General features: G+C 64.4%; 12 protein-coding genes. 4 read left to right on the top strand and 8 right to left on the bottom strand.

Features of this window, described 5'->3' with window-relative positions; all coding sequences use genetic code 11:
* The first annotated feature begins 76 nt into the window (after positions 1-76).
* Positions 77-1,126 (top strand): hydroxyacid dehydrogenase, encoded by a 1,050-nt coding sequence (locus tag JQ627_RS03575; RefSeq protein ID WP_212482761.1) that lies wholly within the window; start codon positions 77-79, stop codon positions 1,124-1,126.
* A gap of 117 nt (positions 1,127-1,243) precedes the next feature.
* On the top strand, positions 1,244-1,693 hold the full coding sequence (locus JQ627_RS03570) for a flagellar basal body rod protein FlgC (RefSeq protein WP_212482760.1): 450 nt from the start codon (positions 1,244-1,246) through the stop codon (positions 1,691-1,693).
* Between the two features lie 34 nt (positions 1,694-1,727).
* Here JQ627_RS03570 and JQ627_RS03565 read toward each other — a convergent pair whose 3' ends face one another.
* Positions 1,728-2,669 (bottom strand): ornithine cyclodeaminase family protein, encoded by a 942-nt coding sequence (locus tag JQ627_RS03565; protein WP_212482759.1) that lies wholly within the window; start codon positions 2,667-2,669, stop codon positions 1,728-1,730.
* A 179-nt stretch (positions 2,670-2,848) separates the two neighbouring features.
* Between JQ627_RS03565 and JQ627_RS03560 the strand changes: the two genes are divergently transcribed.
* Positions 2,849-3,061, top strand: a complete 213-nt coding sequence (locus tag JQ627_RS03560) for a hypothetical protein (RefSeq protein WP_212482758.1) — start codon at positions 2,849-2,851, stop codon at positions 3,059-3,061.
* A gap of 146 nt (positions 3,062-3,207) precedes the next feature.
* On the opposite strand, the gene JQ627_RS03555 is transcribed toward JQ627_RS03560, so the two are convergent.
* The 6 genes from JQ627_RS03555 to JQ627_RS03530 all read right to left on the bottom strand — a co-directional run bounded on the left by JQ627_RS03555 (position 3,208) and on the right by JQ627_RS03530 (position 10,587).
* Entirely contained in the window at positions 3,208-3,786 is a 579-nt protein-coding gene (locus JQ627_RS03555) for a GNAT family N-acetyltransferase (protein ID WP_212482757.1), read from the bottom strand.
* Positions 3,787-3,792: 6 nt separating this feature from the next.
* Entirely contained in the window at positions 3,793-6,150 is a 2,358-nt protein-coding gene (locus tag JQ627_RS03550; RefSeq protein WP_212482756.1) for an Orn/Lys/Arg decarboxylase N-terminal domain-containing protein, read from the bottom strand.
* A 97-nt stretch (positions 6,151-6,247) separates the two neighbouring features.
* Positions 6,248-8,452: a xanthine dehydrogenase family protein molybdopterin-binding subunit gene (locus tag JQ627_RS03545; protein WP_212482755.1), complete on the bottom strand. Its 2,205-nt coding sequence runs from the start codon at positions 8,450-8,452 to the stop codon at positions 6,248-6,250.
* 7 nt (positions 8,453-8,459) lie between these two features.
* A complete protein-coding gene (locus JQ627_RS03540) occupies positions 8,460-9,476 on the bottom strand; it encodes a xanthine dehydrogenase family protein subunit M (protein ID WP_212482754.1) in 1,017 nt (338 codons plus the stop codon).
* Positions 9,473-9,964: a (2Fe-2S)-binding protein gene (locus JQ627_RS03535; RefSeq protein ID WP_212482753.1), complete on the bottom strand. Its 492-nt coding sequence runs from the start codon at positions 9,962-9,964 to the stop codon at positions 9,473-9,475. Before JQ627_RS03535 ends, JQ627_RS03540 begins: the two co-directional genes overlap by 4 nt.
* Before the next feature lie 143 nt (positions 9,965-10,107).
* A complete protein-coding gene (locus JQ627_RS03530) occupies positions 10,108-10,587 on the bottom strand; it encodes an Lrp/AsnC family transcriptional regulator (RefSeq protein ID WP_212482752.1) in 480 nt (159 codons plus the stop codon).
* 133 nt (positions 10,588-10,720) lie between these two features.
* On the opposite strand from JQ627_RS03530, the gene ald reads away from it, so the two are divergent.
* The gene (gene ald / locus JQ627_RS03525; protein ID WP_212482751.1) at positions 10,721-11,836 is read left to right on the top strand and encodes an alanine dehydrogenase; all 1,116 of its coding nucleotides are present in this window, start codon (positions 10,721-10,723) and stop codon (positions 11,834-11,836) included.
* Positions 11,837-11,839: 3 nt separating this feature from the next.
* Here ald and JQ627_RS03520 read toward each other — a convergent pair whose 3' ends face one another.
* Positions 11,840-12,475: a 2-hydroxychromene-2-carboxylate isomerase gene (locus tag JQ627_RS03520; RefSeq protein ID WP_212482750.1), complete on the bottom strand. Its 636-nt coding sequence runs from the start codon at positions 12,473-12,475 to the stop codon at positions 11,840-11,842.
* Positions 12,476-12,485: the final 10 nt, after the last annotated feature.

Genomic DNA, 12,485 nt, shown 5'->3' with positions numbered 1-12,485 from the left:
AACGGGAGGGACGCATGGATGGGGCGTGGGGTGCGCTGGCCTTGCGGGTCTCCTTGAGAGAGCCGGAAGGGTCCTGATGTCCGTCAACAGCAAGCGCGTCTTCTACGTCAAGTATCTGGCCAATCCGATCTATATCGACATCCTGAAGGCGCGGCCCGACGTCCGGCTCGATCGCATCGAGAACGAGAGTCCCGAGGATTTCTACGCGCCGATCCTGAGTGCCGCCCATGTCTACCAGATCGGCGCCGCCCGTGACGAGCTGGCGCCGCATTTTCACGTTGATGCCACCTTCCTGAAGCGTACGCCGAACCTGCTGCTGGTATCGAGCAATGGGGCGGGCTTCGATCCCGTCGATGTCGAGGCCTGCACCGATGCCGGCGTGCTGGTCGTCAACCAGTCCGGCGGCAACGCCCATTCCGTCGCCGAGCATGCGCTGGCGATGATGTTGACGCTGTCCAAGCGCATCATCCAGTCCGACCGCCGCCTGCGCCGCGAGCGCGACGTCAACCGTAACGAACTCGTCGGCAACGAGGTCGAGCACAAGACCGTCGGCATCATCGGCCTCGGCAATGTCGGCCGCCGAATCGCCGCGCTGTGCAAGGGCCTGCTCGGCATGACAGTGCTGGCCTATGACCCGTATTTGTCGGCCGAGGTGATGGCCGAGCGGGGCGGGGAGAAGGTCGAGCTCGACGAGCTGCTGCGCCGCGCCGATTTCGTCTCGATCTCCTGCCCGCTCGACAAGCGCAGCCGCAACATGATCAGCACGCGCGAATTCGCGCTGATGCAGCCGCATGCCTATTTCATCACGACCGCGCGCGGCTTCATCCATGACGAGGACGCGCTGCTCCAGGCTCTGCGCGACAAGCGTATCGCCGGTGCCGGTCTCGACGTCTGGTCCAAGGAGCCGCCGCCGCCGGAGCATCCGCTGCTCCAGTTCGACAACGTGCTGGCGAGCCCCCATACCGCAGGCGTTACGATCGAGGCGCGCCAGAACATGGGCCGTATCGCCGCCGAGCAGGTCTTGGAGACGCTCGACGGCAAACGCCCGCCGCGCATCATCAATCCCGAGGTCTGGCCGCGCTATGCCGAGCGCTTCAAGCAGGCGTTTGGCGTGATGCCGGGGTAGGGGCGCGCGAAGGGCTATTGCGCTCCGATTGTTGGTTACGAGGCTGAAAATAGAACGCGGCGGATTTTACCGATGGCGTGAATGAACGCGTATGACTTGTCCTGTAGATCAGGGTTCATGAGCATAGTTTCGATTGCGACATCCGGACTTTCTGCCGCGAGTTTGCGTGTGAACGTGGCCGCGAGCAATATCGCCAACGTTCAAACGACCGGCCCGCTGCCTGCGTCAGGCGGATCGGGCGCAGCGGCCGGTGCGGGCAGTTCGAGCATTGGTCCGACGTTTCCCGCGGCCTATGTGCCGCTGCGAGTCGATCAGGTCTCCCAGTCGAGCGGCTCGACGTCCGGCGGGACCATTGCGACCGTGTCGACGGTTTCGCCGAGCTATACCGCGCAATCTGACCCAACCGCTCCCTTCGCAAACCAGGACGGTCTGGTCGCTGCGCCGAATGTCGATCTCGCCAGCGAGTTCGTTCAACTGGCGACCGCAAAGTACAGCTTCATTGCCAATGCGAAGGTCATTCAAGCCTACGCCGAGACGGAAGACACGCTACTCGACATCAAGACGTGATCGCTGATGTCGGCTCTGTCCCGGGGTAAGGCGTCTACCCCAGCTTTGCGCCGAGCTGCTGGAACACGGCTTCGCAAGTCATGAGGTCGAGATGACCGCCGCCGGCGTTCTTGAAGAAGGTGATGTCGGACGGTGAGATGCGCCCTTGCACGCGACCGCTGGCGAGGTCGTAGAGGTCGCCGAGGACGTCCGTTTCGCTGATCGCGCCGCTTGCGATCGGTTGCAGGATGTCGCCGACCCCGTGGAAGGCGGGCTCCCGCCGGTCCACGAAGACACGCGACAGCTTTGCTGACTCGTCATCAGCCTCGCGTGTTTGCGGCGTGTAGCCGCCGACGAGGTCCAGATGCGTGCCCGGCCGCAAGTTTTTTCCCTTGATCAGCGGTTGATGCGCGCGGGTGCAGGTGGTGATGACGTCGGCCTCACGCGTGGCGGCATCGAGATCCGTGACCGTTTCCGCCTTCACGCCGTCCTCCGCCAAACGCCGGGCGAGATCCGCGGCGCGGTCCGGGCTTCGATTCCAGATCAGCACGCGTTGCAGCGACGGCCGCACGGTGCGATGGCCCCGGATCAGCCATTCGGACATTTCACCGGCACCGACGCAAAGCAGCGTCTTGGGACCGGGCGGGGCGAGCAGTTTCGTGCCCAGAGCGGAGTCGGCGGCGGTGCGCCAATGCGTGATCTCGGTGCCGTCCATCGCCGCCAACGGCCGTCCGTTGGTGCCGTCGAACAGCACGCACACGGCCTGCACCGCCGGCATCTTCCCCTCCGCAAGATTGGCCGGGAAGCTCGTGAACATCTTGCTCGCCATGTACCGGCTGGGATCGACCGCGCTCCGGATGACGTATTGCCCTTTCTCGTCTCCAAGGAAGGCGTCGAGAACCTCCATCTTCGGCCGGCGATGCGCTTCCTCCAGGGCCGCAATGAGGATCGGAAACGTCAGGGCTTTCGTGACTTCGGTGTCGGAGACAAAGTGCAAGGGAAGGGTCCTCATAGGTGTAGGCCGGCATTGCGGCTTAGACCCGGACGGCCGGTTCCGCAAATGGATTGCCGCACCGCCTGATCGTCTTGATCCGCGTCAAATTCCCCCTCCCACATCCGGGATAAATGGGATTAGAGTGCCGCCGGGGCTGGCCGGGGGGGCAGGCAGGAGGTCCCATGTCAACTTATGTCGTCAGGTTCATGAAGGACGTGCTCGGCCAGTACGGCCGGCAGATCGAGGTTTGTCAGGGCACGCTCGAGATCGACGCCAACGACGAGAACGAAGCCACGGAGCGGGCGAAGGCAAAATTCTGCAAGGACCAGGCGTTGCATCACTGGTCGCTGCATGCCGACCGCATCCAGGTCAGACCGGCCGACTTTCCGTCGTGAGGATCCAAGACGCGATGAGATCGGCATGAATCGTCATCGCGGTCTGGTTGATTGCCTGAGCATGATCTCCGCGCAAATGCGTTCCGCGTTTGAAAAAACCGCTGTGCACCTTACGCTAACGCGGCCCCTCGGGTCCGGATCGTGCTCTAGCGGCCCGGCGCCGTGACAGGAGGTGGGGCGGTGACACCGGCGCCGAGCGAGCGCTGCACCATGACGGTGTCGGACCAGCGGCCGTGCCGATAGGCGACGCCGCAGAGCAGGCCGGCGCGCGCGAAGCCGAACCTCTCGTGCAGCGCCAGCGACGGCGCGTTGTCGGCATCGATATAACCGATCATCTGGCGGAAGCCGGCCGCCGCACAAGCGTCGATCATTCCCTGGAGTAGCAGCCGTCCGACGCCGCGGCCGAGATGCTCGTGGTGGACGTAGATCGAATGCTTGGCGGTGAATCGATAGGCCGGGCGCTTGCGGAACAGCACGGCATAGGCATAGCCGACCACCTCGCCGCGGTAGGTCGCGACCAGATGCGGCAGGCGGGTCTGCTTCAAATTCTTGCGGCGGTCGCGCAGATCGTCCGGTTCGGGTGCGCCGGTTCCCTCGACGTCGCGCGGCACCCCATTGCGGACGTGATGGCGATAGATCGCCAGCATCGCCTCGACATCGCTCTCGCGTGAGGGCCGGACCAGGACCGGCTCTTCATCTTGGCGGGCAATCGCTGTTTCGTTCATCAGCACCTACTCGGCAACGACGTAAGTATAGAGCCCGATGCGGCCCTGCGCATCGATCTCCTTGTAGACGCCCTGGATTTCCACATCGAACCCCGGGAACGTGTTGAAGCAGGTCTCGAACATCTTGAGATAATCCACCATGGGCTTGGCCCGTTCCGTCAGCCGCTCGCCGGGCACGATGGTGGCGATGCCGGGTGGATAGACCACGAAGGGCGTGGTGGCGATGCGGCCTGCGATCGCCTCGATCGGTAAATAGTCGACGTCGTTCTTGAACAGATAGCGCGCGGCATCGCGGGGCGACATCGCGATCTCGGGCATGTGCTCGGGCATGAACTGCCGTGCCTGAAGTGCACTGACGTTGGCATCCCGGAAGAAGCGATGCATTTGGCCGCAGAGATCGCGCAGCCGCACGCCGGCATAGCGCGCCTGCCGCCGCTGATAGAATTCCGGGATCGCGTCGGCCAGCAGCGCATTGTCGTCGTGCAGCCTCTTGAACGCGACGAGGCCGGAGATCAGCGTGCCGGCTTTGCTCGCCTCGACGCCAGGGGTGAGCAGGAAGAGCAGGGAGTTGAGGTCGTTCTTCTCAGGGACGATGCGGTTCTCGCGCAGATACTGCGCGACCACAGGCGCGGGAATGCCGTGCTCGGCATAGGCGCCGGTGGTGCGGTCGAAGCCGGGGGTGAGCAAGGTCAGCTTGTTCGGATCGGTCATGGCAAAGCCTTCCGCAAGGTCCGGGAAGCCGTGCCAGTTGGTATCTGGCGAGAGCTGCCACAGCGCCGGATTGGTGGCGAGCTCATCGGTTGAGAGGGTCTCCCAAGCGACGTTGTGCGCGGCGCCGGGACGGCTGACGTCGGGAATGGCGACGCGATCGGGAACGAAGGGCTCGAAGAACCAGCGGCGATCCGGATTTTGCTCCTTCTCCTCGAACTCCCGGCGCATCGCGCGAATCTTCTTGCGCAGCTCGATGCCGAGCCGGATCGTGTCGTCCCAAAGGACCTCGCCGGAGCGGCCCTTCATCATCTGCGCGCCGACGTCGAGCGAGGCAAACAGCGGGTAGAACGGCGAGGTCGAGGCGTGCTGCATGAAGCTTTCGTTGAAGCGGCGGTGTTCGACGCGCCGCTTCTGGCCGCGGATATGGCGGTCCTTGATATGGATCTGGGAGGCCTGAGAGAAGCTCGCGAGCTGCTTGTGGGTGGATTGCGTCGCGATGATGCCGGGCGCTTCGGGGGGAAGATTCGCCAGCCCCATGGCGAAGCGGCCGGCATAAAGTGGATGGAATTTCATGAAGCCGGCCCAGGCCTCGTCGAACAGGATGTATTCGCAGAGATGGCCGATGCGCTGCAGGATCATCTCGGCGCTGTGGATCGAGCCGTCATAGGTGCACTGCTCGACCACGGCAACGCGGAACGGCCGCTCCTTGCGCCAGGCATCCTTGTCCGTCACCAGCGGATGATTGCGGATCGCCTCGCGCATCGTCTTTTCGTCGAGCATGTCCCAGCGCATCGGGCCGATCAGGCCCCAGGCATTGCGGATGGTCGGCACGTAGATCGGGATGCCGCCATTGATCATCAGTGCGCCGTGATGGGCGGCCTTGTGGTTGTTGCGGTCGAACAGCACGAGGTCGCCGTCGGTGACGAGGGCGCCGAGCGCGACCTTGTTCGAGGTCGAGGTGCCGTTGAGCACGAAATAGGTCTTCTCCGCGCCGAAGATCGCTGCTGCTTCCTTCTGCGCCTTCAGCGCCGGGCCCTCATGGGTGAGGAGGTCGCCGAGGTCGAGCACGGAATTGTCGAGGTCGTCGCGGAACACGGATTCGCCGAGATGCTCGACGAAGACCCGGCCGATCGGACTGCGGTTGTAGAACACGCCGCCATTGTGACCCGGACAGGTCCAGAGCTGGTTGCCTTCCTCGGCATAATCGACCAGCGCGCCGAAGAACGGCGTTTTCAGGTTCTCGGCATATTGCTTGAGCCGGCTGATCAAATTCTTGGCGATGAAGGTCGGCGTCTCCTCGGACAGGAAGACATAGCCGTCGATGAAGTCGAGCACCTCGACCGGCAAATCCTCGAAGCGCTTGCGTCGGATCAGGAGGATGATCGGGAAGTCGAGGCCGCGGCGCCGCATCAGGTTGATCAGCGCCGAGGTCTTCCCCTCAAGGCCCTTCTTGCCCCAGTCCACCACCATGCAGCCGATCGCGGCGTCGGTCTGCACCGCGATCTCGGCGTCCTCCAACCTGCGGGCCCTCACGACCTCGAAGCCGGAGCGCTGGATCTCCTCGACAATCTGGTTGAAGCGGATGCCTTCCAGATCGTCGGCGTCGAACACCGGTGCAGCGAACAGGAAGTTGAAGCGCTTGAAATAATCCATGGTGTGTCCCGAATGTACAGAGACTGGCAGGTCTCTGCACTTTCGATGACAGTTTTATGACAGTCGCGCGATCCGGCGGGGTTCGTGTGACGGGCGATCAGTCCAGCAACTTGTCCAGCGTGATCGGGAAGCGCCGGATGCGCTTGCCGGTGGCGTGATAGACCGCGTTCGCGATTGCCGCAGGTACGCCGACGATGCCGATCTCGCCAAGGCCCTTGACGCCCAGCCTGTTGATCCGGTCGTCGGGTTCGTCGACGAAAATGACGTCGATGTCGTGAACGTCGGCATTCACGGGAATGTGGTACTCGGCGATGTTCGCGTTCATGATCCGGCCGAAGCGGTGATCCATCACCGTCTCCTCGTGCAGCGCCATTCCGATGCCCCAGACCACGCCGCCCATGATCTGGCTGCGGCCGGTCTTGGTATTGAGGATACGGCCGGCTGCGACCGCGCTCACGACGCGCGTGACGCGAATGACGCCCAATTCTTCGTCGACCTTGACCTCGGCGAAGACCGCCGAATGGGTGTTGCGCGCGTGCGACTTGTCCTCCGCGAAATGGTTGAGCTTCTGCTTCTCGATCCGCTCGAGCTTGCCGTGGCGCATCGCATCGGCGATCGAGACGGCACGCGCCTTGTCGCCGGCCTTGGCGATCGTGCCGTCGACAAGGATCACGTCGGGCGCATCGACGCCGCCGAGGGGCGAGGCGGGCACCGCCTTGGCGAGCCGTGCGAGCTCCAGGCGAATGTCTTCGGCCGCGCCCAGCACGGCGTGCGCGCTCGACGCCGCCATCCAGGAACCGCCTTCGACGGGGGCCTGCGGCAAGGTTGAATCGGCAAGCTTCACGTCGATATTCTCGATCGGCAGCCCGAGTGCGTCGGCGGCCACTTGTGCCACGATGGTGTAGGTGCCGGTGCCGATATCGGACGCGGCGCAGGATACTTCGGCATGGCCGTTCGACGTCAGCACGATGCGGACGGCGACCGGCATCTGAAGCGCCTCCCACACCCCCGTCGCCATGCCCCAGCCGACCAGCTCCTTGCCGTCGCGCATGGAGCGCGGCGCAGGATTGCGCCGGGTCCAGCCGAAGGCTTCCGCGCCGCGGGCGTAGCATTCGCGCAGCTGCTTGCTGGTGTAGGGCAGGTCTTCACTCTGGTCACGGTCCGAATAGCATTTCAATCGCAGCTCGATCGGGTCGAGCTTGAGCGCGACGGCCAGCTCGTCCATGGCGCATTCGAGCGCGCAGACGCCGGACGCGGCCCCGGGCGCGCGCATGTCGCAGGGTGTGGAGAGGTCGAGATCGACGAGCTTGTGGGAGAAGAGGCTGTTCGGACTTTTGTACAGCTGTTCCGCCCAGCCGGTGTCATTGCGCGAAAAATCCTCGTAGCGCGAAGTCACGGCAGTGGCCTCGTGCGTGACGGCATCGAGCGTGCCGTCGGGCCTTGCGCCGAGCGCGACACGCTCGATGGTCATGGGCCGGTAGCCGAGCCCGTACATCTGCTGCCGCGTCAGCACGACACGAACGGATCGCTTGAGTTCGAGCGCGGCAAGCACCGCCAGCACCACCTGGTATTGCGGCCGCAATCCGGAGCCGAAGGCGCCGCCGACATAGGGCGAGACCACGCGGAGATCATCGGGCTTCTTGTTGAACACACTGCATAGAAATTTGTGGACGTTCTGGACGCCTTGCGTCTTGTCATGGACGGTCAGCCTGCCGCTGCCGTCGCGGACCACCGTGGTCGCATAGAGCTCCATCGGGTTGTGGTGCTCGGTCGGGAGGACGTAATCCGCCTGGTGCCGCACAGCGGCCCCAGCCAGCGCCGCGGCGGCGTCGCCGCGCGGCTTGTGCGGCCGATCCAGTTTGCCGGCCTTGCCATGTTCGGATTCGAGATCGGTCGCAAATGCCTCCCGATCGTATTCAACACGCACGCGGGTCGCGGCGAATTTGGCGGTTTCCCAGTCATCCGCCACGACGAGCGCGATCGGCTGGCCGTTGAACCTGATCCTGTCGTCATAGAGCGGGCGGAAGGGCGAGCCCTTCTCCGGCGCCACCTCGTCCTTCCAGGCATCGTCATTGTCGGCGAGGGGCGGACGATGCGCATGCGTGAGCACGTCGACCACGCCCTTCACTTGCAGCGCGTCGCCGGCGTCGATGCGAGCGATGCGTCCGCGCGGAATCGTGGCCTCGACGACGAAGCCATAGAGGAGACCGTCTGCCGAAAATTCGCCGGCATATTTGGCGGCTCCGGTGACCTTGGCGCGGCCATCGATGCGGGACGTTGGCGTTCCGACATAGGCGTTCATCGGTCCCTCACGCGATTTTCTTGTGAGCCTGCGATTGCGGCGTGGCGCCGGCGGCTTGTATCAGCGTGCGCACGATGGCGCGGCGTGCGAGCTCGATCTTGAAACGGTTATGTGCGCGGGACGTTGCCCCCTGCAGCAGCAGATCGGCCGCGCGTGAGAAGTGATCCGGCGTCGCCGCCCGCCCACGCAACGCCGCTTCGGCCTCAAGGCTGCGCCAGGGCTTGTGAGCCACGCCGCCGAGCGCCAGGCGGGCTTCGCTGATCGCGTTGCCATCCAGTTCGAGCGCGGCCGCGACCGAGACCAAAGCAAAAGCATAGGACAGCCGGTCGCGGATTTTCAGATAGCTGTAGTTGCGGGCAAAGCCGTGCTTGGGAAGTTCGACGGCCGCGATGATCTCGCCGGTGCCGAGATTTGTATCGACATGGGGTTTGTCCTCCGGGAGTCGATGGAAATCGATCAATGCGATCGCGCGCTGGCCGGAGGGACCTGCGATGTGCACGAGCGCACCGAGCGCGACAAGTGCGACGCTCATGTCGGACGGGTTGGTCGCGATGCAGGACGCGCTCGTGCCGAGGATTGCGTGGTTGCGGTTGAGGCCGTCGATTGCCGAGCAGCCGCTGCCGGGCTCTCGCTTGTTGCAGGGTGTCGCCGTGTCATAAAAATAGGCGCAGCGCGTGCGCTGCATCAGGTTGCCGCCAACGGAGGCCATATTGCGCAATTGCGCGGAAGCGCCGGCGAGGATGGCGGCGGCGAGCAGGGGATAGCGCTGCTCGACAAGCGGATGGTAGGCGAGGTCCGAATTCGGCACCAAGGCGCCGATGCGCAGCCCTCCGCCGGCCGTCTCCTCGATGTCGCGGAGCGGCAGGCGGGAGATGTCGATCAGCCGGGAGGGCCGCTCGACATTTTCCTTCATCAGGTCGATCAGATTGGTGCCGCCGGCAATCAGCTTGGCGCCGGGATCGGCGGTCAGCAGGCGGATCGCATCGGCGATGTCGGTGGCACGGGAATACTGGAAGTTGTTCATGGCCGGTCCATTGCCTGCTGGATCGCGGCGACGATGTTCGGATAGGCGCCGCAGCGGCAGAGATTTCCGCTCATCAGCTCTCTGATCTCGTCGGCATCCCGGGCGCGGCCTTCGGCCAAAAGGCCCGCCGCCGAGCAAATCTGTCCCGGCGTGCAATAGCCGCACTGAAAGGCGTCGTGGTCGATGAACGCCTGTTGCACGGGGTGAAGCGTTCCGTCCTTGGCAAGCCCTTCGATCGTGGTGATCTCGGCGCCGTCCTTCATGACGGCGAGCGTCAGGCAGGAATTGACGCGCCGTCCGTCGATCAGCACGGTGCAGGCGCCGCACTGGCCGTGATCGCAGCCCTTCTTGGTACCGGTCAGCTCGAGATGGTCGCGCAAGGCATCCAGGAGCGTGGTCCAAGGCACCAGGTCGAGCGTGTGGCCGACGCCATTGACGACGATATGAATTGGAATGCGTTCGGGAATCTCGTGCGTGACATCACTCATGTCCTGCTCCCTGCGACGGCGACCGAGCCGAGACGTCAGCCGTACTGACGCGGAGGCACCGTTGGCTCCGCTTGCCAATGGCGTCCAACGGACAACCGGCCGCTTGGTTCCTTGCCGGGAATTATGCGCCCGTGACAAAGTGGTCAGCGCTTGGCTTCGCCGAAAACCACCGTCGGCACCGCACGGTTGACGATTTCGCGCAGCGCGAAGCTCGATTGTACCCGCGCCACGCGCGGCAGGCGCGACAGCTCGGTACGGTGGATGCGCTCGAAATCCTGGATGTCGCGGGCGAGCACGATCAGGATGTAGTCGTCGGTGCCGGACATCAGGAAGCAGCGCACGACCGAAGGACACTTCACCACCTCGGCCTCGAACGCCTTGAGCGCCTCGTCGCTCTGGCTCTCCAACGCAATGCGGACCAGCACGGTCGTGGTGAGGCCGAATTGCGCGAGATCGAGCGCAGCCTGGTACGCCTGGATGTAGCCGTCGTCCTCCAGCGCCTTCTGCCGCCGCGCCAGCGCCGTGCTTGATAGCCCGACCTTGTTGGCGAGCTCGGTGTGGCTGGCCCGCGCATTGGTGGTGAGTTCCGCGAGGATGGCGAGATCTTTCCGGTCGAGGTCCAAGGTTTTGTTTCCAGCGTGAAAGGGCACTTCCGCGACCGAAACCGGCGCGCATGCGGCGAAACTAGCGGATATTTGCACGAAACCAAACCGGCCACCTCGTTACGATCGTGAGGTGAATCAAAAGGAGCCCAAGATGCGCGTCGGTGTGCCCAAGGAGATCAAGGTGCAGGAATATCGCGTCGGGCTCACCCCGGGCGCGGTCCGCGAATATGTCGCGGCCGGACATCAGGTGACGGTCGAGACCGGTGCCGGCAGCGGCATTGGGGCGTCCGACGAGGTCTATCAGCGGGCAGGGGCCTCCATTGCCGAGAGCGCACGCGATATCTTCGCGACGTCCGACATGATCGTGAAGGTGAAGGAGCCGCAGAAGAGCGAATGGGCCCAGCTCCGCGAAAGCCAGATCCTCTTTACTTACCTTCATCTTGCGCCGGATCCCGAACAGGCCAAGGGCCTGCTCGCGTCAGGTTGCACTGCGATCGCTTATGAAACCGTCACCGACGCGGCCGGTCACCTCCCCCTGCTTGCGCCGATGAGCGAAGTTGCCGGCCGCCTCGCCATCGAGGCCGCCGGCGCCGCGCTCAAGCGATCGGCCGGCGGCCGCGGACTGCTGCTCGGCGGCGTGCCCGGTGTGCAGCCGGCGCGTGTCGTCGTGCTTGGCGGTGGCGTGGTCGGGACGCAGGCCGCGCGTATGGCCGCTGGTCTTGGCGCGGAAGTCACGGTGATCGACCGCTCGATTGCCCGTCTGCGCGAGCTGGACGATGTCTTTCTCGGGCGGGTGCGCACCCGCTTCTCGACCATCGAAGCGGTCGAGGACGAGACGTTCGCCGCCGACGTCGTGATCGGGGCGGTGCTGGTGCCGGGCGCCAGTGCACCAAAGCTCGTCACGCGCGCGATGCTGAAGTCGATGCGACCTGGCGCCGTGCTGGTCGATGTCGCGATCGACCAGGGCGGCTGTTTCGAAACCTCGCATCCGACCACGCACTCCGATCCGACCTACGAGGTCGACGGCGTCGTGCATTATTGCGTCGCCAACATGCCGGGGGCGGTGCCTGTGACGTCGAGCCAGGCGCTGAACAACGCGACGCTGCCGTTCGGCCTGCTGCTCGCGGACAAGGGCTTTGCGGCGGTGCTGGAGAATCCACACTTGCGCAACGGGCTGAACGTTCATCGCGGCCGCATCGCCAACAAGGCCGTGGCGGAAAGCCTCGGGATGGACTTCGCTCCGGTGGAGAGCGGGCTGGCGGCTTAGAAATTACGCCGGCTTGCGATGGCGGCTGCCGAGCGCGGCCGCGATCGTCTCGGGCTTCTCGACCCGTTCGATGAGCATGTCGATGCGGTCGCCGCCCCAGAACAGTTCGCCGTTGAACACCATGGTCGGCACGCCGAACACGCCAAGCCTTTCGGCCTCATCGATGATGCGGTCGTGCTCGGCGCGCGCGGGGCCGTGGACATAGGCCTCGAACTCGCTGGCCGAGCCGCCACATGACGTGATGACACCGGATATTGACGCGAGATCGTCGATCTCCAGCTCATGGCCCCAGAACTTGCGAAACACCGTGTCGTGGTAGGTGCGGAAGAAGCCGTACCGCTGGGCAAACAGCATGCCGACGCTGGAATAGAACGCGTCGTAGATCCGCCGCGGCCCCTTCATGACGAGCCCTTGCGCATTGGCATAGCGCCGCGCGTCCATATAGGCGTAGCGCACCTTGCGCCAGAAATGCGGCGTGCGCTCCTCTACCGTCCCCATGAATTCAGCGACGCGCAGCGTATAGGGCAGCCATTCGAGTTCGACGCCGTGCGCCTCCTCGAGCTCGAACAGGCGCTTGTTCGCCACAAACGCGTAGGGGCTCTTGTAGTCGGTGTAGACGCGGACAATTGGCTTGGTCACGTCGGTCTTC

Origin of the sequence: Bradyrhizobium liaoningense (assembly GCF_018130785.1) — a bacterium.
Classification (GTDB): domain Bacteria; phylum Pseudomonadota; class Alphaproteobacteria; order Rhizobiales; family Xanthobacteraceae; genus Bradyrhizobium; species Bradyrhizobium liaoningense_A.
Note: the sequence above shows the minus strand (reverse complement) of the source record. Positions and strands in the feature narration are given on the sequence as shown.